Source organism: Streptomyces sp. NRRL F-5135 (assembly GCF_000719775.1).
Classification (GTDB): domain Bacteria; phylum Actinomycetota; class Actinomycetes; order Streptomycetales; family Streptomycetaceae; genus Streptomyces; species Streptomyces hebeiensis.
In genome coordinates, this window is the sequence record NZ_JOHR01000001.1 from 223,331 (window position 1) to 244,724 (window position 21,394).

The 21,394-nt window shown below is 73.9% G+C and carries 22 protein-coding genes and 2 pseudogenes; 15 read left to right on the plus strand and 9 right to left on the minus strand.

The window, feature by feature from the left end; translation table 11 throughout:
• Positions 1-22: 22 nt before the first annotated feature.
• The 3 genes from IG02_RS0101020 to IG02_RS0101030 are packed head-to-tail and all read right to left on the minus strand — an operon-like array spanning position 23 to position 3,416.
• Complete coding sequence (locus tag IG02_RS0101020; protein WP_078854077.1) at positions 23-1,135, minus strand: asparaginase; 1,113 nt, start codon at positions 1,133-1,135, stop codon at positions 23-25.
• Entirely contained in the window at positions 1,132-2,682 is a 1,551-nt protein-coding gene (locus IG02_RS0101025; protein ID WP_078854078.1) for an amino acid permease, read from the minus strand. The genes IG02_RS0101020 and IG02_RS0101025 overlap by 4 nt, the downstream gene beginning before the upstream one ends.
• Positions 2,679-3,416, minus strand: coding sequence for a FadR/GntR family transcriptional regulator (locus IG02_RS0101030; protein WP_078854079.1), 738 nt, complete (start codon positions 3,414-3,416; stop codon positions 2,679-2,681). Before IG02_RS0101030 ends, IG02_RS0101025 begins: the two co-directional genes overlap by 4 nt.
• 491 nt (positions 3,417-3,907) lie before the next feature.
• Here IG02_RS0101030 and IG02_RS0101035 point away from each other — a divergent pair, with 491 nt between their 5' ends.
• Positions 3,908-4,633, plus strand: a complete 726-nt coding sequence (locus tag IG02_RS0101035; RefSeq protein ID WP_051764383.1) for a VOC family protein — start codon at positions 3,908-3,910, stop codon at positions 4,631-4,633.
• Positions 4,634-4,791: 158 nt separating this feature from the next.
• Here the strand turns inward: IG02_RS0101035 and IG02_RS35795 are convergent.
• A pseudogene (locus tag IG02_RS35795) lies at positions 4,792-5,975 on the minus strand (zinc-dependent alcohol dehydrogenase).
• Positions 5,976-6,292: 317 nt separating this feature from the next.
• Here IG02_RS35795 and IG02_RS0101045 point away from each other — a divergent pair.
• The 8 genes and pseudogenes from IG02_RS0101045 (at position 6,293) to IG02_RS0101080 (ending at position 10,611) form a co-directional block, all read left to right on the plus strand.
• The gene (locus IG02_RS0101045; RefSeq protein ID WP_030740356.1) at positions 6,293-6,691 is read left to right on the plus strand and encodes a gas vesicle protein; all 399 of its coding nucleotides are present in this window, start codon (positions 6,293-6,295) and stop codon (positions 6,689-6,691) included.
• Between the two features lie 153 nt (positions 6,692-6,844).
• Positions 6,845-7,282, plus strand: coding sequence for a gas vesicle structural protein GvpA (locus IG02_RS0101050; RefSeq protein WP_030740359.1), 438 nt, complete (start codon positions 6,845-6,847; stop codon positions 7,280-7,282).
• 2 nt (positions 7,283-7,284) lie between these two features.
• A complete protein-coding gene (locus IG02_RS0101055) occupies positions 7,285-7,998 on the plus strand; it encodes a GvpL/GvpF family gas vesicle protein (RefSeq protein WP_030740362.1) in 714 nt (237 codons plus the stop codon).
• Positions 7,999-8,040: 42 nt separating this feature from the next.
• Positions 8,041-8,295, plus strand: coding sequence for a gas vesicle protein GvpG (locus IG02_RS0101060; protein ID WP_030740366.1), 255 nt, complete (start codon positions 8,041-8,043; stop codon positions 8,293-8,295).
• A gap of 58 nt (positions 8,296-8,353) precedes the next feature.
• A pseudogene (gene gvpJ / locus IG02_RS42410) lies at positions 8,354-8,794 on the plus strand (gas vesicle protein GvpJ); the annotation flags it as partial.
• Between the two features lie 218 nt (positions 8,795-9,012).
• Positions 9,013-9,906 carry a GvpL/GvpF family gas vesicle protein gene (locus tag IG02_RS0101070; protein WP_063756705.1) on the plus strand — a complete coding sequence of 298 codons (894 nt, stop codon included), beginning with the start codon at positions 9,013-9,015 and terminating at the stop codon, positions 9,904-9,906.
• Complete coding sequence (locus tag IG02_RS0101075) at positions 9,903-10,163, plus strand: gas vesicle protein (protein WP_037801785.1); 261 nt, start codon at positions 9,903-9,905, stop codon at positions 10,161-10,163. The genes IG02_RS0101070 and IG02_RS0101075 overlap by 4 nt, the downstream gene beginning before the upstream one ends.
• A gap of 13 nt (positions 10,164-10,176) precedes the next feature.
• Complete coding sequence (locus tag IG02_RS0101080) at positions 10,177-10,611, plus strand: gas vesicle protein K (RefSeq protein ID WP_030740378.1); 435 nt, start codon at positions 10,177-10,179, stop codon at positions 10,609-10,611.
• 164 nt (positions 10,612-10,775) lie between these two features.
• On the opposite strand, the gene IG02_RS0101085 is transcribed toward IG02_RS0101080, so the two are convergent.
• Positions 10,776-11,066: a DUF6296 family protein gene (locus tag IG02_RS0101085; protein ID WP_051764260.1), complete on the minus strand. Its 291-nt coding sequence runs from the start codon at positions 11,064-11,066 to the stop codon at positions 10,776-10,778.
• A gap of 280 nt (positions 11,067-11,346) precedes the next feature.
• Here IG02_RS0101085 and IG02_RS0101090 point away from each other — a divergent pair, with 280 nt between their 5' ends.
• From IG02_RS0101090 to IG02_RS0101100, 3 genes are all read left to right on the plus strand, one after another.
• A complete protein-coding gene (locus IG02_RS0101090; RefSeq protein WP_078854081.1) occupies positions 11,347-11,841 on the plus strand; it encodes an SRPBCC family protein in 495 nt (164 codons plus the stop codon).
• Positions 11,838-13,469, plus strand: a complete 1,632-nt coding sequence (locus IG02_RS0101095) for a phytoene desaturase family protein (protein ID WP_030740387.1) — start codon at positions 11,838-11,840, stop codon at positions 13,467-13,469. Before IG02_RS0101090 ends, IG02_RS0101095 begins: the two co-directional genes overlap by 4 nt.
• Before the next feature lie 167 nt (positions 13,470-13,636).
• Positions 13,637-15,214: an FAD-dependent oxidoreductase gene (locus IG02_RS0101100; protein ID WP_037801786.1), complete on the plus strand. Its 1,578-nt coding sequence runs from the start codon at positions 13,637-13,639 to the stop codon at positions 15,212-15,214.
• Between the two features lie 52 nt (positions 15,215-15,266).
• Here the strand turns inward: IG02_RS0101100 and IG02_RS0101105 are convergent, their stop codons facing one another.
• The 3 genes from IG02_RS0101105 to IG02_RS0101115 are packed head-to-tail and all read right to left on the minus strand — an operon-like array spanning position 15,267 to position 17,276.
• Positions 15,267-16,337: an iron-containing redox enzyme family protein gene (locus IG02_RS0101105; RefSeq protein ID WP_051764262.1), complete on the minus strand. Its 1,071-nt coding sequence runs from the start codon at positions 16,335-16,337 to the stop codon at positions 15,267-15,269.
• Positions 16,334-16,600: a CDGSH iron-sulfur domain-containing protein gene (locus IG02_RS0101110; RefSeq protein WP_030740395.1), complete on the minus strand. Its 267-nt coding sequence runs from the start codon at positions 16,598-16,600 to the stop codon at positions 16,334-16,336. The genes IG02_RS0101105 and IG02_RS0101110 overlap by 4 nt, the downstream gene beginning before the upstream one ends.
• The gene (locus tag IG02_RS0101115; RefSeq protein ID WP_030740398.1) at positions 16,584-17,276 is read right to left on the minus strand and encodes a HemK2/MTQ2 family protein methyltransferase; all 693 of its coding nucleotides are present in this window, start codon (positions 17,274-17,276) and stop codon (positions 16,584-16,586) included. The genes IG02_RS0101110 and IG02_RS0101115 overlap by 17 nt, the downstream gene beginning before the upstream one ends.
• A 363-nt stretch (positions 17,277-17,639) precedes the next feature.
• Here IG02_RS0101115 and IG02_RS0101120 point away from each other — a divergent pair, with 363 nt between their 5' ends.
• Positions 17,640-18,539, plus strand: coding sequence for an SDR family oxidoreductase (locus IG02_RS0101120; protein WP_030740401.1), 900 nt, complete (start codon positions 17,640-17,642; stop codon positions 18,537-18,539).
• 118 nt (positions 18,540-18,657) lie between these two features.
• Positions 18,658-18,903 carry a DUF5133 domain-containing protein gene (locus tag IG02_RS0101125; RefSeq protein WP_030740404.1) on the plus strand — a complete coding sequence of 82 codons (246 nt, stop codon included), beginning with the start codon at positions 18,658-18,660 and terminating at the stop codon, positions 18,901-18,903.
• Between the two features lie 66 nt (positions 18,904-18,969).
• Here the strand turns inward: IG02_RS0101125 and IG02_RS0101130 are convergent, their stop codons facing one another.
• Positions 18,970-19,191, minus strand: coding sequence for a hypothetical protein (locus IG02_RS0101130; protein WP_030740407.1), 222 nt, complete (start codon positions 19,189-19,191; stop codon positions 18,970-18,972).
• A gap of 387 nt (positions 19,192-19,578) precedes the next feature.
• On the opposite strand from IG02_RS0101130, the gene IG02_RS0101135 reads away from it, so the two are divergent.
• On the plus strand, positions 19,579-21,393 hold the full coding sequence (locus IG02_RS0101135; RefSeq protein WP_030740411.1) for an APC family permease: 1,815 nt from the start codon (positions 19,579-19,581) through the stop codon (positions 21,391-21,393).
• Position 21,394 lies beyond the last annotated feature (1 nt).

The following is a 21,394-nucleotide window of genomic DNA, read 5'->3' on the forward strand; positions in this document are numbered from 1 at the left end:
GGGGTCGAACGGGGACGGTGGCTCAGGCGGCCGGGTCCGCTTCCGGTCCCGTCGGGGCCGGGTCCCGCGGCGCGGCACCCGGGCCGTCGCCCTCGGGGACGGCCGCGAGTGCGGCGGACTCGGCGGCCAGGGCGCCCGCCGCGCGCAGGCTCCCCACGTCCCGGCCGCCCCCGATGACCGGCGTACGGGCGAAGGGCGCGAGCAGCGCCGGGTCGACACCGCACCGCAGCAGGGCCGCCGCCGTCACCGGCATCCGGGCCCGGTCGGCGCCGTCGGCGATCTTCACACCGACGGCCCGCCCGTCCGGCAGGGCCGCGACCTGGACGCCCTCGAAGCCGTCCTTGGCGAGGAGACCGGGCACCGCGCGCATCAGCCGGGCGACATCGCGGGTCGTGCCCGAGACCAGTTCGGGGTGGTCCCGCATCGCCGCCGCGACCCGGCCCTCGTGGCCCTCGGGGGCGCCGGCGGCGATCCGGGCGACGGCGCGGGTGAGGCCGTGCAGGGAGACCGAGAACAGCGGTGCGCCGCAGCCGTCCACCGTCACCCGGGCGATGCCCTGCCCGGTGAGGTCCTCCACGGCCCGGGCGACCGACCACTGGAGGGGGTGGCCGGGATCGAGGTAGTTCTCCAGCGACCAGCCCCGGGCCCTGGCGGTCATCACCATGGCGGCGTGCTTGCCCGAACAGTTCTGGGCGAGTCTGCTCGGGCCCCGGCCGGCACGCAGCCATGCGTCGCGTACGGCCGGGTCGTACGGCAGGTCGGGGACGTTGCGCAGATCGTCCTCGGTCAGGCCGGCCGCCTCGAGGATCCGCCGGGCCGTGGCCAGATGCCGCTCCTCGCCGGAGTGGCTGGCGGTGGTCAGGGCGAGGGCCTCCTCGTCCGGCGGCAGCAGACCGGCCCGCAGCAGCGCGACGGCCTGGACCGGCTTGAGCGCGGAGCGTGGGTAGAACGCCGCTTCGATGTCGCCCGCGGCGAATTCCACCGTTCCGTCCGCCGCCAGTACGACGACCGACCCGTGGTGGACGCCCTCGACGACGCCGCCGCGCACCACATGGGCGAGGGGGACGTGGGCGGGCACCCGGACGGCGGGCGGCTCGGCGGAGGCGTGGTCGTCGGGCGTGAGCGTGTGGTTCATCGTCGCCCTTCGTCGTCGCGCGTGCCGTTGTCGTCGCCGGTGCGGCCGGTACCGCCGGTGCCATGGGCGCCGTCGCCACGCGAGCCGCCGGAACGCTCGTACGCCGCGGCCTCGCGTACGCTCCCGACCCGGCCCCGTACCAGGAACCAGCCGCCCACCAGCGCCGCCACGATCAGCGGCAGACACAGCACGGTCGTCCGGCCGGCTCCGCCGTCGGCCCACATCAGGACCAGGACGGAGGCGAGGAAGACCAGCGTGACCACCTCGGTGTACGGGGAGCCGGGCAGCCGGTAGCCGGGGCGGACGACCTCGCCCGCCCGGGCCTTCCGCCAGAACAGCAGGTGACAGATCATGATCATCGCCCAGGTGCTCAGGATGCCGATCGCGGCGAAGTTCAGCACGATCTCGAAGGCGTCCTTGGGCACCACGAAGTTGAGTCCGACGCCCAGGACGCAGACGCCCGAGGTGAGCAGGATGCCGCCGTACGGGACCTGGGTGCGGCTCATCACGCCGGTGAACGTGGGCGCCGAGCCGGACTTCGCCATGGAACGCAGGATGCGACCGGTGGAGTAGAGGCCGGAGTTGAGGCTGGACATCGCGGCGGTGAGCACGACGAGGTTCATCACACCGCCGGCCGCCGGCACACCGATGTTGGACAGGACGGTCACGAAGGGGCTCTCGCCGGCGGAGTAGGCGTTCCACGGCAGCAGCATCGTCAGCAGGACGACGGAGCCGACGTAGAACAGGGCCACCCGCCACATGATGGAGTTGATCGCCTTCGGCATGACCTTCTCCGGCTCCGCCGTCTCGCCCGCCGTCACACCGACCAGCTCGACCGAGGCGTACGCGAAGACGACGCCCTGGATGACGAGCAGCATCGGAAGCACGCCGGAGGGGAACACACCGCCGTTGTCGGTGATCAGCGAGGGACCGGGGGTGTGCCCGTCCACCGGTTGCTGGGTGACCAGCAGGAAGATGCCGATCAGCATGAAGGCGACCAGCGCCCCGACCTTGATGATCGCGAACCAGAACTCCAGTTCGCCGAAGAACTTCACGGAGATGAGGTTCACGGTCAGCACGACCGCGAGGGCGATCAGGGCGATCACCCACTGCGGTATGTCGCTGAACATGCCCCAGTAGTGGGTGTAGGTCGCCACCGCCGTGATGTCGGCGATCCCGGTGGTCGCCCAGTTCAGGAAGTACATCCAGCCCGCGACGAACGCGCCCTTCTCGCCGAGGAACTCACGGGCGTAGGAGACGAACGCGCCGGAGGACGGCCGGTGCAGGACGAGCTCGCCGAGCGCGCGCACCACCAGGAAGGCGAACACACCGCACACGGCGTACGCGAGGGCCAGCGAGGGGCCTGCGCCGGCGAGCCGGCCGCCCGCGCCGAGGAAGAGCCCGGTGCCGATCGCACCGCCGATGGCGATCATGTTGACGTGCCGGGACTTCAGGGACTTGCTGTAACCGGCGTCACCGGCGTCGACATGCGGACCGCTCGGCGGCGCCTGTCGCCGCACCTCCTGCTGGAGGGATTGCTCGCTCACGTCTGGGTTTCGCCTTCTTCGGGGGGATCGTTGCGGTGGGGGGACCGCACGATGGTGGTCAGGGTCGACTCGACGCGTGCGAGATGGTGTGTCATCGCTTCCACGGCGTCGTGCTCGGAGCGGTCGACCAGCGCCTCGACGATGAGCCGGTGTTCCTCGTTCGACTGCTCGCGCCGCCCGCCGACGTCGTTGAGGAACGCGGACTGGCGCGCCAGCGCGTCGCGGATCTCCTCTATGACCCGGCGGAAGACGGGGTTCTGGGCGGCCTGGGCGACGGCGAGATGGAAGAGTGTGTCCATCGCGACCCAGGCGGTGGTGTCCGTCTCCCGTTCCATCCGGTCCAGCAGGTGGGTCAGATGGTCCAGGTCCTCGGGCGTGCGGCGCACAGCAGCGTACCCCGCCACCGGGATTTCCACGTGCCGGCGTACTTCCAGCAGGTCGCTCGCCGCGTAGTCGCCGAAGGTGGGGTCCTCCACCGGGCCGGCGGAGACGACGAAGGTGCCCTTCCCCGTGCGGGAGACGGTGAGCCCCATCGTCTGGAGGGCGCGCAGCGCCTCCCGGAGGACCGGACGGCTCACTGTCAGGCGGCGGCAGAGCTCGGCCTCGGAGGGCAGCTTCTCCCCCACCGCGTACTCGCCCCGCTCGATGGCGGCGCGCAGGTGGCTCAGTACGGCTTCCATCGCGCTGACACGTCGGGGCACATCGCCGGCTGTCTGGCTGTCTGACAGGTTCACCCGGGCATCCTGAAGTGCGCCGAAGACCCTTGTCAAGGTGTGTGACCGGGTCGACCGTGGTCCCGCCGCGCCGTTCGCGCCCGGCGACGGAGGTCACGGATCCGGTACGACGGCCCGCACCGGCGCGGACGGCTCCCCGGCCCGGACGGGCGGGCCCCCGGTGGGTACGGCACCGGCAGCGGAGTTACGGTCGAGGCAGGCACACCGCACCCCGGGCCGGCTCCGCCGTGTCGCTGGCGGCGCCGGTCCGGCGTGATGTGGTGTGTGTGGGCACGCGGTGGACGCCTCGGCCGCGCCGGGTACGGGTCCGGCCTTCCGGAGCGGGTGGTCGTGCCCGGGGGCGTGCCGACGGCCCCCGGACGCGCCACCGGTGCACGTGTGCCGGCATGCGGGAAGGAGAGCTGATTCCGTTGTCCGACACCGAAATTCCCTTGGCTGATCATCCCGAACACATCTCGCCCGAGCACGGCGCTCCGTGCTGGGTCAACCTGATGAGCCGCGATCTCCGGTCGGCTCAGGAGTTCTACGCGGCGGTGCTGGGCTGGCACTTCCGCCCCGCCCTGTTCGGGGAGGAGTTCGCCGTCGCGCTGGACGACGACGGGGAGCCGGTGGCGGGCATCGGGGCGCTGGGGCCCGGCTGGCGGGTGCCGGTGGCCTGGACGCCGTACTTCGCCGTGGACGACGCGGACGAGACCGCCGACCGGGTGCGGGAACGCGGTGGCACCGTCGCGGTGGGGCCCCTCAGATTCGGCGCCGGGCGCGCCTTGCTCGCCGCCGACCGCGACGGAGCCGTCTTCGGCTGCTGGGAGGGCCGTACGCTCCCCTGGTCCGTGGGCCGGGGAAGCGCACCGGCCGTCCTGGAACTGCGCACCCGCGACGCCTTCGACGCCGCCCTCTTCTACGGCGAGGTGCTCGGCTGGGCGGAGAGCGGGTCGAGCGGGTGCGACGTCGCCTACGAGCACGATCACGTCGTCGTCCGCGACAGCACCCATGTCGTCGCCTCCTTGTGCGGCGGCGCGCTCGAGGCGGCTCCCGACCCCCGACTGCTGCCGCGGTGGGAGATGCAGGTGCGGGTCCGCGAGGTGGCGGCGGTGGCGGTGGCGGCCGAGTCCGCGGGGGGCGCGGTGGCCCCGCGTCCGCCGGTCGAGGGGAACCTGTGCGGCCGGGCCCTCATCCGGGATCCCGACGGCGCGCAGTTCATCATCACGGAGGCGTAGCGCCTGGCGTGCGCGTCCCGCGATCAGGTGGGTGACCGCCCGCCTGACAACGCCCCGGCACACCTCGTCGCGATGTCACGGCGTCATCGTCGCGATGTCACGGCGTCACAGCGTCACGACGTCACGGCCGGGGCGTCACGCGCGGGCATCACGCGCCGTCACGGCGTCATGACCGCCTTGACCATGCCGTCCCGCTTGGCCTGGAACGTCCGGTAGGCCTGGGGGCCTCTTCCAGCGGCAGGGTGTGCGTGGCGAAGTGGTCGACCCCGAGGACGTCCTCCTCGTTCAGCAGCGGCAGGATGTCGTCGACCCACCGCCTGACGTTCGCCTGGCCCATGCGGAGCTGGACCTGTTTGTCGAACAGTGTGAGCATCGGTACGGGGTCGAGAGCGCCTCCGTAGACGCCCGACACGGAGATCGTGCCCCCGCGGCGCACGGCGTCGACGGCGAGGTCGAAGGCCACCATGCTGTCCACACCGGCGCGGTCCATCATCTTCGCGCCCAGGGCGTCCGGGAGCAGGCCGGCGAACCGCTGGGCGGCCTTGGCCAGCGGTGCGCCGTGGGCCTCCATGCCGACCGCCTCGATCACCGCGTCCGTGCCCCGGCCGTCGGTGAGCCGGCGGATCTCGTCGGCGACGTCCTTGCCGTGCTCGTTGAGATCGAGCGTATGGACGCCCCTGGCCCAGGCCCTGGACAGCCTCTCGGGCACGAGGTCGACCCCGATGACCTGGCCCGCGCCCTGGTGGAGGGCTATCCGCGCGGCCATGTCCCCGATCGGGCCGAGCCCGAGCACGGTGACACTGCCGCCCGGCGGGATGTCGGCGTACGCGACGGCCTGCCAGGCCGTGGGCAGCACGTCGGAGAGGTAGAGGTAGCGCTGGTCGGGCGGGCCGTGCTCCACCTTGACCGGCAAGGTGTTGCCGAACGGCACGCGCAGCAACTCCGCCTGTCCGCCGGGGACCTGGCCGTAGAGCTTCGTGTAGCCGAACAGCGAGGCGCCCATGCCGCGCTCCCGGACCTGGGTGGACTCGCACTGGGACTGGAGTCCCTGGCGGCACATCCAGCAGGTGCCGCAGGAGACGTTGAACGGCACGACGACCCGGTCCCCGACCGACACCGCCGTGACCTCCGGCCCCACCTCCTCGACGACACCCATCGGTTCGTGCCCGAGGATGTCGCCCGGTTCGAGGTACGGCCCGAGCACCTCGTACAGATGCAGATCGGAGCCGCAGAGCCCCGTCGAGGTGATCCGGACGATGATGTCGGTGGGCTGCTCGATCTTCGGGTCGGGGACGGTGTCCACTCGTACGTCGCGCTTGCCGTGCCAGGTCAGAGCCCTCATCACCACTCCTTGACGATCGGCGGTTCGGTGCGCCGCGACCGCGCGCCGGGCGCGGCGGCGACACTGCGTCCCTTCCCACCATGCGGCAGGTCACGCCCGCCCGCTCAGCGGCGGCGGGGACGCCGACGGGGCCTTCCCCGGGCGCCTTGCCGCCTGCCCCGCACCCTTCCCGCGCCCTTCCCGCGCGCTCCCCCTTCGCGTTCCTCGGACGGAAGAGCGAGGGAACAAAACTCCTATACCATGGGATAACGCACGCCAGAATGTGCGCAGAACGCGCTTGGAACAGTGTGTCGTCTCCGAATGCACGGAGAGGGACCATGGCCGTCGAGGACGAACGCGAACGAGGCCGGAGCGCGCCCCGGGATGCCTCCGCCACGCGGCCGGCGGGTCGCCGTGGCGGCACCGGCCGGGAGGACTCCGAGCACGCCGGGCACCCCGTGCGGCGCGGGCCTCGCCGGGTTTCCGCACCGCAGGCCATGCGGTCCGCGTCCGAACAGCTCGAGGAGCTGCTGGGGCGGGCCCCGGAGTCGGTCTCGGCCGTGCGGCCCACCGACCAGGGCTGGCAGGCCGATGTCGAGGTCGAGGAACTCTCGCGCGTGCCCGAGACCACCAGCGTGATGGCGAGCTACCGGGTGTCACTGGACGAGGAGGGCGCGCTGATGTCGTACGAGCGGACCCGCCGCTACACCCGGGGACAGATCGACCGGGGTACGTGACCGCGCCCGGCCCGGCGGCCGGGAGCGGGTGGGCGTGCGGGAACGCGCACGCGACGCCCCGTCGGCCCGGTGGGCCGTCCGGGGCGTGCAGGACGCGAGCAAGTGCCGGCTCCTCCCCTCACGTCGGGAGGCGGCCCGGTGGAGGGAGTCACCATGACCGTGGCGCCGCAGAGCGGAACCGGCCCAGCCCTCGGCGGGGGCGGGGCAGGGAACCTGTACGACGTCCTCGAACTGATCCTGGACCGTGGCCTGGTCATCGACGTGTTCGCCCGCGTGTCGCTGGTGGGGATCGAGATCCTCAAGGTGGACGCCCGGGTCGTCGTGGCGAGCGTGGACACGTATCTGCGCTTCGCCGAGGCGTGCAACCGGCTCGACCTCGAATCCGGCCGCAAGGCGCCCTCGCAGCTCACCGACCTCGTCGGAGAGGTGACCGAGGGCGGGGCGCGCGGCAGGAGCAAGGGCGCGCTCACCGGGGCCGTCGAGGCCGTGACCGAATCCGTCCGGCGCGGCCACGCGGACGACAAGGACGAGGAGCCCGAGCGACGGCACGAGCGCGCGGCCCGCAGGCCGGTGCGGCACCGGGAGGACTAGCCATGGCCGTGTACGTCTACTCGATCACCGGATCGTCGCACCCACGGCGGCTGGAGGGCCTCGGCGGAGTCGGGGACCCGCCCCGGGAGCTGCGTACGGTGGAGGGAGGCTCACTGACCGCGGTGGTCAGCGACGCGCCGGAGCCGCTGCGGCCCAAGCGCCGCGACCTGGCCGCGCATCACGCCGTCCAGGAGCGGCTGATGGCCGACGGCGTGGTGCTGCCGCTGCGATTCGGTCTCACGGCGCCGGACGACGAGGCCGTACGGGCCGCGCTGGAAGAGCGCGCCGACGAGTACCGGACCCGGCTGCGGGCGCTGCGGGGCTGTGTGGAGTACCACGTGAAGGCCGCGCAGCAGGAGGAGAGCATGCTGCGCCAGATCCTCCAGCAGTCCGAGGAGGCCCGCAGGCTCAACGAGGAGATCAGGAGCGGAGCGGACCGGCCCGACCTGCCGCTCGCCCTGGGCGAACTGGTCGCGCGGGAGGTCCAGGTCCGGCAGAACGCGCTGGCCACCCGGGTGGTGGAGACCCTGCGCCCCTACGCGCGGGAGGAACGCTCCTCCGAGCCCACCGGCGAGGACTTCGTCAATGTCTCCTTCCTGGTGGACCACACCGACGAGGAGGGCTTCGTCTCCGCGGAGCGCGGCCTCGTCGACGACCTCGGTGAGGCCTTCGACGTCCGTGTGCGCGGGCCGCTGCCCGCCTACAGCTTCGTCTGACATGTCTGTCCGATCCGTAGCCGAAGAGCGAGGAGCGTTGTCATGGGTCTGTTCACCCAGCTCGCCACCCTGCCACTGGCGCCGGTGCGCGGCGTCGGCTGGGTGGCGGAACGCGTGAAGGAAGCCGCCGAGGAGCAGTACTACGACCCCGCACCCGTCGAACAGGAGCTGGCCGAGCTGGAGAAGGAGCTGTTGGCCGGCCGGATCGACGAGGAGACCTTCGACCGGCGCGAGGACGAACTCCTCGACCGGCTGGAGGAGATCAGGGCCCACGCGCGGCGGATCGGTCCGCGATGACGGGCGGTACGCGGCGAGGTCCTGCCGGAGAGCGAGAACGAGATCGAGGTCGAGGGCCGTGACCGAACCCGTCGCCAACAGGCTTGGCTCCGTACCGTCCCGGGCGTCCCCGCAGTACGGCCAGGGCTCCTCGGCCAACCTCGCCGACATCCTCGAGCGGGTCCTCGACAAGGGCATCGTCATCGCGGGCGACATCCAGATCAACCTGCTGGACATCGAGCTGCTCACGATCAAGCTGCGGCTGCTGGTGGCCTCGGTCGACAAGGCCAAGGAGATGGGCATCGACTGGTGGGAGCACGACCCGTCGCTGTCCTCGCGGGCCGGTGAGCGTCCGTCGCTCGCCGCGGAGAACAGACGGCTGCGCGCGGAGGTCGAGGAGTTGCGCGGCGACGCGGCACTGGAGCCGGCCGCGGAGAGGCCGCGGGCGCGGCGCGCGATACGCGGAGACTACAAGGAACACGCGGAACACGCGGAACGCGAGGAGCCCGGGGACGGCGAGGAGGAGTACGCGGAGGAGTACACGGACGAATACGCGGAGGCCGTTCACGAACCCGCCGCCGCTACCGAACCCGCCGAGGAGCGGGAGGGGACGGAGCCTCCTGCGGAAGCGGCGGAGCCGGCCGAGGAGCCGGAGGAGGCCCGCGCCGCGCCCGCCCGTCGGCCCGCGCGTGTGCGGCGGACGGAGCCCGGCCGCCGGCCGGGGAGACGAGGTGAGCGATGACGGAGCAGGTCGTCTACGCGTACGCCGTGGCGCGGGACTCGACGGAACTGGCGGAGGCGCTCTCCGGCCTGGAGGGCGTGGCACGGTCGCCCGTGCACCTGGTGCGCGGCGGGCAGGGCGGTGAGCTGGTGGCCGCCGTGAGCCCGGTCGACGCGGCGGACTTCGGCGAGGTCCCGCTGCGCCGCCACCTGGAGGACCTCACCTGGCTGGAGGCCGTCGCCCGAGCGCATCACGGTGTGATCGAGGCGCTGACGGAGCGCATCACGGTCCTCCCCCTGCGGCTGGCGACCGTCTATCTGGACGACGACCGGGTGCGCGGCATGCTCGACCGGCGGGGGGACGTGTTCGCCGACCGGCTCGCACGTCTGACCGCGCATGTGGAGTGGGGCGTCAAGCTCTACGTCGAGCCGTCGGCCGAGGAACCCCCGCCCGCGGTTCCCGCCTCGGACGACGCCGGCCCCGGACGCTCCTACCTGCGGCGGCGCAGGGCCGAGCGGCACGCGCGCGACGACGTCTACCGTACGGCCCGGAGCGCGGCCGAGTCCGTCGCGGAGGCGGCCCGGCGGTATGCGGTGGAACATGCCCGGCACCGCGTCCAGCAGGGCGAACTGGCCCGCGGCCCCGGCGAGAACGTCACCAACGACGCCTACCTCGTCCCGCTGGAGCGCGGGGAGGAGTTCCGCTCGGAGGTGCGGCGCGCGGTCGAGGGGCTGTCCGGGATCCGCGTCGAGGTCACCGGCCCCTGGGCCCCGTACTCCTTCGCCGCCCCGGTGGAAACGCACGACGAGGGCCATGAGGGCGCCCCCGCCGCCGGCGAGCCCCCCGACGCCCCCGGTGGGGTGCCGGGCGAGAGGCCGGCGCACCGTGGCACGCAGCGGGCGGCGCCATGACCACGAGCACGACGGGCGGAGCGCCCCCCGCGGGCGGCACGGCACGTGAGGAGCCGCTGCCGGACCGCCAGATAGCCCTGATCGACCTGCTGGACCGGCTGCTGAGCGACGGTGTGGTGCTCACCGGCGACGTGGTGCTCTCGCTCGCCGACATCGATCTCGTCCGGGTGTCGCTGCGGGCGCTCGTCGTCGCCATCAGCGAGCGCGCTCCGTCGCCCTGGGCGGCGTCGACCGCGCCGGAGCGGGACGAGCCATGACATGGGGCGAGCCATGAGCGAACGGGACCGCGCGCGTGCCGACCGCTTCGACGAGGTCGCCGACGCCGCCGCCCGCGCCTTTCAGCTGCTGCCTCCCGGCCCGGAGGACATCGCGCCGCAGGGCCGGGAGCGGCCGAGGCCGGCCCGCCGGATCAGCAGCGATCCGGACAGCGTGGAACGGGACCTGGTCAAACTGGTGCTCACGCTCGTCGAACTGCTGCGGCAGCTGATGGAGCGGCAGGCCCTGCACCGCTTCGACGCGGGAGACCTGACGGAGGAGCAGGAGGAGCGCCTGGGCACCACGCTCATGATCCTCCACGACCGGATGAACGAGCTCTGCGCGCGGTACGACCTGACGTTGGGGGACCTGAATCTGGATCTCGGCCCACTGGGCACCTTGCTGCCGCCCGCCGAACCGGGCACTCCGGGATCCGCCCCGGGGACGTGACCGGGCCCGGGCGCGGGAGCGTCACCGCGGGCGGAAAGCGGGTCCGGCACCGCCGTACGGCCGTACCGGACCCCTCACCGCGCTCGTACGCGCACGGCGCCTCGGCCGGCCACGCCGTGTGCGTGGGTCCGGCCGGGCACGCGTTGTGGTCCGGTCCTGCGGGGCTACCGGTCGGCCGGGGGCGGGCCGGAGTCGGCCGGGCCGGCCGGTTCCGGGGCGGGACGCGCCCGCACCGCGACCGCGGGGTCCTGGTGTCCCCCACTGGCGATCATGCGTACCTCGTCCCGGTCACTGATCTCCGCCAGGACGATGCCCGTGTCGTCCGCGTAGAGCGGGTGTCCACCGGGCCCCGAACGGTCCGTACGGCGCACCGCGACGACATCCGTGTCCGACGAACCGGTCCCCGGGGTGCCCGGGTGCGTGAAAACCAGTTCATAGGTGTCGAACCTTCCCATTCCGCCTCCTTGCGAAGAAGCCACCACACACCGCCCTCCCTTCATCATGGCGCATGACACCCCACCGACACGGGTCGGCGACCGGCCGACGGACGAGGAGCCGTCACCGAGCGACCGGCCCGGACAACAGGTACGTTCATGGAACCGGCCCGTCGCCCGCGGCCGTCCTCGACGTCTCCGTGCGGCATGCCCCGCCCCTGTGTCCCCGTGTGCTCTCCTCCCGGCCGGGCGCACGCGTTGAGGTGCCCGCCGCTCGTCGCCGATCCGCCAGGGAGAACACATGGCCGTACGGCATCAGCTCGTCGCACACCGGCCGTCCGCGGTCTGGACGGTGCTGGAGGACCCGTCCCGCTATGCCGACTGGGTGGTCGGCACGTCGGACTCCGACATCGAAGAGGGATGGTGGCCCAACGTCGGCTCGGCGCTCGCCTACACGGTGCGGGTGGGCCCCGTCACGTTCCGGGGGCGTACGGTCGTCCGGCGGCACGAACCGCCCAGGGCCCTGGAGCTGGAGGCGTACATGGGCCCCCTCGGATCGGCGCGGATCGCCTTCGACGTCCGGCCGTGGGGCGAGGAGACGCTGGTCATCCTCGACGAACACCCGCTGCGCGGCTTCGGCGGCTCCGCCCACAACGCCGCCGTCGACGCGGTGCTCCAGCTCCGTCACCGCGGCATGCTCCGCCGGCTCGCGCGCGTGGTGGAGCGGGACGTGCCGGGGGCGCGCGGCTCGTCGGCGGCTCCGGGCGGACGGCGGGGCCGGGCGGCGGGCTCATGACCGACGCGGTGGTGATCGGCGCCGGTCCGAACGGCCTGGTCGCGGCGAACGTCCTGGCGGACGCCGGGTGGAGCGTGGAGGTGCTGGAGGCACAGGACGAGCCCGGTGGCGCCGTGCGCAGCGACCGCGGTGTCCACCCGGACTTCGTGAGTGATGTGTTCAGCGCCTTCTACCCGATGGCCGCCGCGTCCCCGGTGCTGGCCCGGCTCGCGCTGGACCGCGAGGGACTGCGCTGGACCCACGCCCCGCGCGTGGTCGCGCACCCCCTGCCCGACGGGCGCTGTGCGGTGCTCGACCGCGACCGGCGGGTGACGGCCGCCGGACTGGACGCGTTCGCGCCCGGCGACGGAGCGGCCTGGGAGGACCTGTGCCGGGTCTGGGACCGGCTCCGCGAGGACCTGCTGGGCACGCTCTTCACCCCGTTCCCGCCCGTGCGCGCCGCGGTCCGGCTGGCGGCCCGGTTGCGCGGCGTGGGCGGGCTGCGGCTCGCGCGCAGCATGCTGCTGCCGGTGCGGCGCCTCGCGGAGGAGGAGTTCACGGGCGACGGCGGGCGGCTGCTGCTGGCGGGCAACGCGCTGCACGCCGACCTGGCGCCGGAGTCCGCGTGCAGTGGCGGGTTCGGCTGGCTGATGTCGATGCTCGGGCAGACCTACGGCTTTCCCGTGCCGGTCGGCGGCGCGGGGGAGCTGACGGCGGCTCTGGTGCGCCGGCTGGGTCGGCGCGGCGTCGCCGTGCGCTGCGGGGAACGGGTCACCGAGGTGGTCGTACGGGGTGGCAGGGCGGTGGGCGTCGTCACGGCCTCGGGCGGGGGCGTCGCCGCCCGCAGGGCCGTGCTGGCCGATGTGACGGCCCCGCAGCTGTACCGCGATCTGGTGGGCGAGGACCGGCTGCCGCCACGGCTCCGCGACGATCTGCGCCGGTTCCAGTGGGACTGGGGCACCTTCAAGGTCGACTGGGCCCTCGACGGGCCGATCCCCTGGACCGCGCCGGAGGCCGGGCCGGCGGGCACCGTCCACCTGGCCGACGGGATGGACGCGCTCACCCGGTTCGCGGCGCAACTGGCCATGAGCCGGATCCCGGACCACCCCTTCGCCCTGCTCGGGCAGATGACGACCACCGACGCGACGCGCTCCCCGGCCGGTACGGAGTCGGCGTGGGCCTACACCCACGTACCGCACCGGGTACGGGGGGACGCCGGGCCGGACGCGCTCACGGGCCGCTGGGACCACCGGGAGCAGGAGATCATGGCCGACCGGATCGAGCGGGAGGTCGAGCGGTACGCGCCGGGCTTCCGGCACCGGATCCGGGCACGCCGCGTCCTCGCCCCGCCCACGCTCCAGGCCGCGGACGGCAATCTGTACGGCGGCGCGATCAACGGCGGTACGACCAGCCTCCACCAGCAGGCCGTGTTCCGGCCGCTGCCCGGCACGGGCCGTCCCGAGACACCCGTACCCGGCCTGTACCTGGCCTCCTCCTCCGCGCACCCGGGCGGCGCCGTGCACGGGGCACCCGGCGCGAACGCCGCCCGGGCCGCCCTGCGCGCCCACGGCGCCGGCCGCCGGGTCCTGGCCGGCGCCCAGCGCGCGCTCGCCACCCGTGGCCGGGGCGGCACGCCGGGCGGGCCCTGACCACCGCCACCCTCCGCCACGACCGGCACCCGCGGCCCGCGCACCGGCCGAGCAGCACCCGCGCACCGATGAGCATCCCGAACGGGCAACCGGTACGACAGCCCGGGCCGCGCCGGCCGCGCCCGCCCCGACCGGCTGTCCACCGACCAAGAGACGAGGCACACCCGATGCCGAATCCGCCGCCGCTCCCCGGACACGACAACTCCTTCTGGATGGAGACCAGCGACACCACCTCCTACCCGCCACTCGGCGAGGACATCACGGTCGACGTGGCCGTGGTGGGCGGCGGGATCGCGGGCCTGAGCACCGCCTGGGAACTCGTCCGCGCCGGCCGTACGGTGGCCGTGCTGGAGGCCCGGCGGATCGCCGCCGGTGTCTCCGGTCACACCACGGCCAAGGTCAGCGCACTGCACACCCTCGTCTACGACCGGCTGCGCCGCACCCGGGGACCGGACGCCGCGCGGCTGTACGCGACGTCCCAGCAGGAAGCCGTCGAGCGGGTGGCCGCGACCGTCACCGAACTCGGCATCGCGTGCGACTTCGAACGCGCCGCCGCCTTCACCTATGTCACCGACCCCGCCGCGTGCGCCGGGATCGAGGCGGAGGCGCGGGCGGCCGCGGAGGCGGGGCTGCCGGCGACGTACGTACGGCGGACCGGCCTGCCGTTCGCCGTCGGCGGCGCGGTACGCGTGGAGGACCAGGCCCAGTTCCATCCCCGCAGGTATCTGCTGGCCCTGGCCGAGGACCTCCGGCGGCGGGGCGGGCTGGTCTTCGAGGACACCAGGATCACCGGTCTGTCCGAGGGCGACCACTGCCGGGTCACCGCCGGGTCGGGGCGCACGGTGACGGCCCGGGACGTGGTCGTGGCCACCCACTACCCGGTCTTCGACCGGGCGCTGCTGTTCACCCGCCTCGCCCCGCACCGGGAACTGGCCGTCGCCGCTCCCCTGCCCGCCGGCCACGACCCGGGCGGCATGTTCATCACCGAGGAGGAGGGCAAGCGCTCGGTGCGCACGGCCCCGATGGACGGCGGCGGGCGGCTGCTCATCGTGACCGGTGAGAGCTTCACTCCGGGCACCGGAGACACCCGCGAGAGGTTCCGCCGTCTGGACGCCTGGATGCGGAAACGTTTTCCGGTCGAGGACACGGCCTACCGCTGGGCCGCCCAGGACAACCACTCCACCGACACCGTCCCGCTCGTGGGCGCGTTCCACCCCGGCTCCCGGCACACCTACGTGGCCACCGGCTTCGGGGGCTGGGGCATGAGCGGGGGCGTCATGGCGGGGCGGCTGCTCACCGGCCTCATCACCGGCGACGCGCCTCCCTGGGCCGGCCTGTACGATCCCCGCCGGCTGCGGAGCGCGCTGCGCGGGGCACCCGCGATGCTCAGGGAACAGGCCAAGATCGCCCGGCACTTCGTCGAGGACCGGCTGCGTGCGGCGTCGGCCGACTCGGTGGCGCGGATCCCGCCCGGGACGGGCGCGGTGGTACGCGTCGGGGGGCGTCCGTGCGCGGTCCACCGGGACGCGGCGGGCACCGTGCGCGCGGTGTCCGCGCGCTGCACCCACCTCGGCTGCCTCGTGGCCTTCAACGCCGCCGAGACCACCTGGGAGTGCCCCTGTCACGGGTCCCGCTTCGGTGTCGACGGCGCGGTGCTCCAGGGACCGGCGGTCCGGCCGCTGGAAGAGGTGGACGTGTCCGGGGCGGAGGACTCCGGGAGCGGCGCGCCGGCACCACCGCCCTGACGGCGGGGGCCGCCGGGGGAAGACGGCGGCCCGGCGCGCCCGCGGTCAGCGGTCAGCGGTCCCGGGAGCGGCCCTCGGGGCCGGGCCGCACGGGCGGCGGTCCGAGGGGACGGCGCGGAGCGGTGCGGCCGGCGCGCCAGGCGGCCAGCAGGGACCGGCCGAAGCGGTCCTCCAGCAGCCCGGTGGCCTCGATCCCGAACACGACGTCCGGGGCGAGGTGTGGCTCGTCCGCCAGCAGTCCGCCGACCACGTCGTGGCGGACCACCTGTTCATGGACCGCGTCGGCCTCGACGTGCTCGTCGTAGAACCGCCGGGCGGCGGGCCCCGCCCCGGCGCGGCGCATGGCCCGCGCCAGCCGCCTGGAACCGGGCGACGACGTCACTTCGACGGCCGCGAAGTGCCCCACCAGCGCGCCGCGCAGGCTCCGGTGCAGTCCGAGGAGCGACATCAGGTTCACCGTGGCCAGGGCCTCGGCGGTGCCCGCGTCGAGATAGCGGCCGTAGGCGGGGTCCAGTCCCAGGTCCGTCATCAGGTCCGCGAAGAGCCGGGCGTGCACGTCCTCGGCGCGGCCGGCCCCGAACTCGTCGTACTCGACGGCCACCATCGCGGCCTTGGCCCGTCCGCGCAGCCGGGGAATGACCCAGGCGTGCGGATCGGCCTCCTTGAGGTGGTACAGGGAGCGCAGGGCGGCGTACTCCCGCAGGTGGCCGAGCTGTCCCTCGTCCTGGAGGAAGTGACTCACGCTGTTCCCGTCGTCCATGACGGGCTCGACGAGCAGGGCGGCCATGGCCTCGGCCACGTCCCCGCCCGGCGGGAGGTCCGCGCGGAGAGCGGCCAGAAAACGCCTCTCCAGGTCTCCGCGCAGTCGCAACAGGCCGGGGTCCCACTCCACGCGGTCGTCCACGCACGCGAATCCGCGGTAGTGGAGTTCGTACAGCGTGTAGAGCGCGAGGTGCAGGTCCTCGCCGTAGGCGTCGGCGCGCTCGGTCTCCCGGGCCGGGGGGAGCACGGCGTGCGTACCGCGCAGCGCCCCGACGACCGCCGCCGACAGCGCGCCGCGGGGCTCGGGCAGCGGGGGCGACGGCGCGGGGGTGTCCGGACGCGTTCCCGAGGTCGCGGTCACGGCTCGGCCTTCCCCTCGTCCGTCCGCCGCTCGTCCGGCCGCCGCTCGTCGGACCGCGTCTCCGCCGTGCCCACCCGGCGGCGGTGACTGGTGTCGCACCAGGGGTAGGCGCGGCTGCGGCGGCAGGTGCAGATCGCGACGGTGAACCGTCGCGAGCACACCACGCTGCCGTCCTCCAGGACGACCTCCACCGGTCCCTCCACCAGGAGCGGCCCGGTCCGCCGCACGGTGACCCGCCGGGGGCGCTCAGACTCTCTCGGCACGGATGACCACCAGCTCTTCCCTCTCGTCACGGACATCCATCAGCCCCCGCTGCCTCAGCCAGTCCAGCCGCCCCCGGACGACCGGACCGAACGGGACGGAGGCACGGCCGCTGACGCCCGCGCGCAGTCCGGCCCGGGAGAGCCTTCGCACGCTCTCCTCCGGGTCGCACATGGCGGAGTGCACCATCAGCAGTACACCGTGCGGCCGCAGCACGGTGGGGGCCGCGGCGCAGAGCCGGTCCACCAGCGCCCGGCCGTCGTGGCCCGCGTCCCAGGCCCGCGCGGGCCCGCGCCGGGGCAGCCGACCGGGAGCGGGCACGTAAGGCGGATTGCTCACCACCACGTCGAAGGACCGGCCCGGCAGCAGCGGCCGGTTCAGGTCGCCCCGCCGCACGGTCACGCGCTGGCGCGCGAGCAGCGCGTTCAGGCGCGCGGTCAGCACCGCGCGCCGGTCGATGTCGACCGCCGTCACGGTGGCGCCCAGCCGCGCCGCGTACAGCGCGAGGACTCCGCTGCCGGTGCCCACGTCGAGCACCTCCATGCCGGGGCGCACGCCCTCGGCCAGCATGGCGTGCGCGAGCAGACGGCTGTCGGACCGGGGCGCGTAGACGCCCGGCACCGTGAGGACCCTGCCGAGTCCGGCGGGGACCGGCGGGGGCGGGGCCACGGTCGTCATATCGCCACCTCCACTGCCTCCACTGCGGGCTCGGCGTTCCCGTGTTCCGGCGGGACCCCGGCCGCTCCTTCCAGGCTCCACCTCGTGGCCGCCGGGAACCACTCCACCGGCGCCCGCGCGTTCCGCGGCCACACCCGTGATCCCTCCTTCCGCCCGGCCCGGTCGGGCCCCGGTGGCGTGCGTGGGCTGCTCGGGAGACGTTTGTGAGGGGACCCGTCGGGCAACGGGAGGGGACCGTTTCGTCCGACACGGCGCCCAGGTCGGCGCCCCGCGCCGGGAGAGCGCGTCCGGTCCGGCCCCCCGGGCGGCGGCCCCCGGCCCCACCGGACGCGCCACAGCCGGAGAGAATCAGGAGCACGCGTGATGGCACATGACGAGCAGCGGCGACAGGCCCCCCAGGATCCGGTGACCGGGCACCCGCGCCCGGAGTTCCCCCAGCAGGAACAGGAGCACCCGGGCTGGACCGGTCCCATGGACCCGCCGCCGGACCACGGCGAGCACTCCTACCGGGGCCACGGCCTGCTCCGGGACCGGGCGGCCGTGGTGACGGGCGGCGACTCCGGGATCGGACGGGCGGTGGCACTCGCCTACGCGCGCGAGGGCGCCGACGTGATGTTCACGTACCTGCCCGAGGAACAGGACGAGGCACGGGAGACCGCGCGTCTGGTGGAGGACGCGGGGCGCAAGGCCGTCGCCGTCGCGTGCGACATCCGCGAGGAGGAGCGGTGCCGGGCGCTGGTCGAGCGCGCGGTCGCCGAGTTCGGGCGGATCGACGTGCTCGTCAACAACGCGGCCTACCAGATGTCCCAGCCGGACGGCATCGGCGAGATCACCACGGAGCAGTTCGACCGGGTGATGCGCACCAACCTCTACGGCATGTTCTGGCTGTGCAAGATGTCCCTGCCACACATCCCCCGGGGCGGCTGCGTCATCAACTCGGCCTCGGTCCAGGCGTACAAGCCCAGCCCGCACCTGCTGGACTACGCGACGACGAAGGGCGCCATCGTCACCTTCACCCAGGGGCTGGCCCAGATGGTCGCCGCGGACGGGATCCGGGTCAACGCCGTGGCCCCGGGGCCGGTGTGGACCCCGCTGATCCCGGCGACGCTGCCGGACACCAGGAAATTCGGCGAACAGGCACCGCTCGGGCGGCCCGCCCAGCCGGCCGAGATGGCTCCCGCCTATGTCTTCCTCGCCTCGCCGCAGGCGAGTTACATCACGGCGGAGATCGTCAACGCGACGGGCGGCACCCCGCTCCCCTGACCCGGCGGCCCGGCCCGGCCCGTACCGATGTCCCGGCATACCGCGCGTTCCGCGGGGTACTCGGGCGTCAGCCCCACGCTCCGGCGTGCGGCACGCCCCCGTGCGAAGGAGGAAACCTGTGCTGATGGCTCACCCCGCGGTGCTGCGCAACCTGGTCGAACAGTACGACGCGCTGCGCGTCCTGCACGCCGAGGACGGCTCCCCGGCGGTACGGCGGCGGATGGACGACGTCGCCTACACGCTCTGCGTCTCGACCGGCACCCGTGACATCGACGCGGCCCTGATCGCCGCCCGGCACCGGCTGCCCGGGGCGCGCACGGAGGACGACTCGCTGCTCGTGGAAGCGCCCCGTATCACGGGATAGCGGGCAGGCTGCCGGGCCGCCGCCGCTCCCGGCCCGGCTGTGCGGGACCGGGAGCGGCGGCCGGGGTCACTTCCCCGCGGTGTCGAGCGCGGCGAGCGCCTGAGCCCAGCGGGCGTACTTCAGGTTGGCCAGATCGGCCACCGTCTTGATCCCGAACGCCTCATCCAGCAGGGCGCCCTGCCGGTCCGACACGCCCTTCAGCGCGGAGACGGGCGCGTCGAGGACGGTGGGCAGGTCCTTGTCCGCCCACGCCTTGTCGAGCACCTTGTCGAGGTCGATCTGAGCCACTGAGTCCTCCTGTTGTGACGGGACCCGCCGATGCGGCGGGACGGTCGCGGACGCGACCGCCGACTGAACTTCTACGGCGGTGTAGATGTTCCCGGCCGGCACCCGGGACCGCATACTTCCGGCCACCTGTCACCCCGGGCCCGACGGCCTCCGGCTCTCCCGCCCGTCCGGAGCGACGACGGCCGCGCGACCGCCCCCTGTCCGCACGGACGGCCGGTCACCGTCGGCGCCCGCATGAGAGACCGCCGCGGTCGCCCCCCGCGCGCTCGGACGGCCGTCAACACCTCGCGGCGCGGACCGCCACCTGGTACCCAGGGACGTGGGTCCCCGCGTGCGCGAGCGGGACGGACCGGCCCCACGCGCCCGCTGCATCGGGAGGGGGCATCCATGACCTTCGGGCTGGCCCGCCGCCAGGTGCGGCCCAGCGTGCCGTTGCGGCCGGGCGAGGGCGCCAGGAACCGGCTGACGAGCCTGGAGGGGCTCGCCGCGCTGTCCCTGGACGCGCTGAGCTCGGTGGCGTACGGGCCCGAGGCGATCGTGGTGGTGCTGGTCGCCGCGGGGACCGGGGCGCTGACGGCGACCCTGCCGATCACCCTGGTCATCGTGGGTCTGCTGGCGGTCCTGGTGGTCTCCTACAGCCAGGTGATCGCGGTGCACCCGGACGGCGGAGGCGCCTACGCCGTGGCCAAGAAGGACCTCGGGCCACGGGTGAGCCTCCTGGCGGCGGCGAGCCTGGTGGTGGACTACGTACTGACCGTCGCCGTGAGCCTGGCGGCGGGGGCCGCCAGTCTCGCCTCCGCCTTCCCCGCCCTCGCGCCGTACTCCCTGGAGGTCTGTCTCGGGGGGCTGGCCGTGCTCACGGCCCTGAATCTGCGGGGCATCGCCGAGAGCGCGCGAGCGTTGATGCTGCCTGCCGCGGTGTTCGTCGTGAGTGTCCTCGGTGTCGTCGTGGTGGGGCTCGTCCGGTCCGGGCCGGTGGCCGCGGTCGGTGGCTCGATGACCTTTCCGGCCATGGAGGCCCTCGGCGTTCTGCTGCTGCTGAAGGCGTTCTCCGCCGGCTGCTCCGCGCTGACCGGCGTGGAGGCCATCGCCAACGCGGTCCCGGGGTTCCGTACGCCACGGGTCCGGCGCGCCCAGCGCACCGAGCTGATGCTGGGCGCGCTCCTGGGGGCGATGCTGCTCGGGCTGTCCCTGCTGATCCGCCGGGACCACGTGGCGCCGCGCGAGGGCGTCACCGTGCTGGCCCAGCTGACCGCGGGGGCGTACGGCACCGGCTGGGGGTACTACGCGACCAACATCGCGGTCACCCTCGTCCTCGGACTCGCCGCCAACACCAGCTTCGGCGGGCTGCCGGTCCTGATGAGCCTGCTCGCCCGGGACAACCGGCTGCCCCACCTGTTCGGGCTGCGTGCCGAGCGGCCCGTGTACCGGTACGGGGTGGTCGCGCTGGCCCTGCTGGCGGCGCTGCTGCTGATCGCCGTCGACGCCGAGACACAGCGGCTGATCCCCCTTTTCGCCATCGGCGTCTTCATCGGCTTCACCATCAGCCAGACCGGCCTCGTCAGGCACTGGCTCACCACGCGACGTTCCGGCCGGATCCCCCGCGCGCTGCTCAACGGTCTGGGCGCGGTGCTGACGTCGGCGGCCGGCCTGGTCCTGCTGACCACCAAGTTCCTGGAGGGGGCGTGGGTGGTGGTGGTCGCCGTCCCGCTGCTGATGCTGCTGTTCGCCCGCGTCCAGCGCTACTACACGGCGGTCGGCGAGGAGTTGGGGCTGGGTCGGGTCCCCGGTCCGCCCGGCCGTACCGATTCGCTGGTCATCGTCCCGCTCGGCGAGGTCAGCGCGCTCGCCAGACGTGCCCTGACGGCCGCGCTCGCGCTGGGCGACGAGGTCGTGGCGGTCGCGGTCCACTCCGACCCCGAACGGGCCCGCGCCCTCCAGAACGCCTGGGCACGCTGGGATCCCGGGGTGCGTCTGGACATCATCGACAGCCCGCACCGGTCCCTGGTGCCGCCGATCGTCGCCTACGTCCGTCGGGTGGCGCGGGACGGCCGGCAGGTGGCCGTCCTGATCGCCGAGGTGGAACCGCGCCATCGCCGCTACCGGATCCTGCAGAACCAGCGCGGCATCCTGCTGGCCACCGTGCTCAGGGCCCGTACGGACGTGGTGGTGTGCCTGCTGCCCTACCGGATCGACCTGTGAA

Bases quoted from the DNA above. Each gene is read 5' to 3' on its own strand.
- IG02_RS0101060 (WP_030740366.1), top strand. From the start codon at position 8,041: ATGGGTCTGTTCACCCAGCTCGCCACCCTGCCACTGGCGCCGGTGCGC.
- IG02_RS0101055 (WP_030740362.1), top strand. From the start codon at position 7,285: ATGGCCGTGTACGTCTACTCGATCACCGGATCGTCGCACCCACGGCGG.
- IG02_RS0101120 (WP_030740401.1), top strand. From the start codon at position 17,640: ATGGCACATGACGAGCAGCGGCGACAGGCCCCCCAGGATCCGGTGACC.
- IG02_RS0101085 (WP_051764260.1), bottom strand. From the start codon at position 11,066: ATGGGAAGGTTCGACACCTATGAACTGGTTTTCACGCACCCGGGCACC.
- IG02_RS0101080 (WP_030740378.1), top strand. From the start codon at position 10,177: ATGAGCGAACGGGACCGCGCGCGTGCCGACCGCTTCGACGAGGTCGCC.
- IG02_RS0101035 (WP_051764383.1), top strand. From the start codon at position 3,908: ATGAGCCGCGATCTCCGGTCGGCTCAGGAGTTCTACGCGGCGGTGCTG.
- IG02_RS0101100 (WP_037801786.1), top strand. From the start codon at position 13,637: ATGCCGAATCCGCCGCCGCTCCCCGGACACGACAACTCCTTCTGGATG.
- IG02_RS0101020 (WP_078854077.1), bottom strand. From the start codon at position 1,135: ATGAACCACACGCTCACGCCCGACGACCACGCCTCCGCCGAGCCGCCC.
- IG02_RS0101115 (WP_030740398.1), bottom strand. From the start codon at position 17,276: ATGACGACCGTGGCCCCGCCCCCGCCGGTCCCCGCCGGACTCGGCAGG.
- IG02_RS0101075 (WP_037801785.1), top strand. From the start codon at position 9,903: ATGACCACGAGCACGACGGGCGGAGCGCCCCCCGCGGGCGGCACGGCA.
- IG02_RS0101045 (WP_030740356.1), top strand. From the start codon at position 6,293: ATGGCCGTCGAGGACGAACGCGAACGAGGCCGGAGCGCGCCCCGGGAT.
- IG02_RS0101090 (WP_078854081.1), top strand. From the start codon at position 11,347: ATGGCCGTACGGCATCAGCTCGTCGCACACCGGCCGTCCGCGGTCTGG.
- IG02_RS0101070 (WP_063756705.1), top strand. From the start codon at position 9,013: ATGACGGAGCAGGTCGTCTACGCGTACGCCGTGGCGCGGGACTCGACG.
- IG02_RS0101095 (WP_030740387.1), top strand. From the start codon at position 11,838: ATGACCGACGCGGTGGTGATCGGCGCCGGTCCGAACGGCCTGGTCGCG.
- IG02_RS0101050 (WP_030740359.1), top strand. From the start codon at position 6,845: ATGACCGTGGCGCCGCAGAGCGGAACCGGCCCAGCCCTCGGCGGGGGC.
- IG02_RS0101135 (WP_030740411.1), top strand. From the start codon at position 19,579: ATGACCTTCGGGCTGGCCCGCCGCCAGGTGCGGCCCAGCGTGCCGTTG.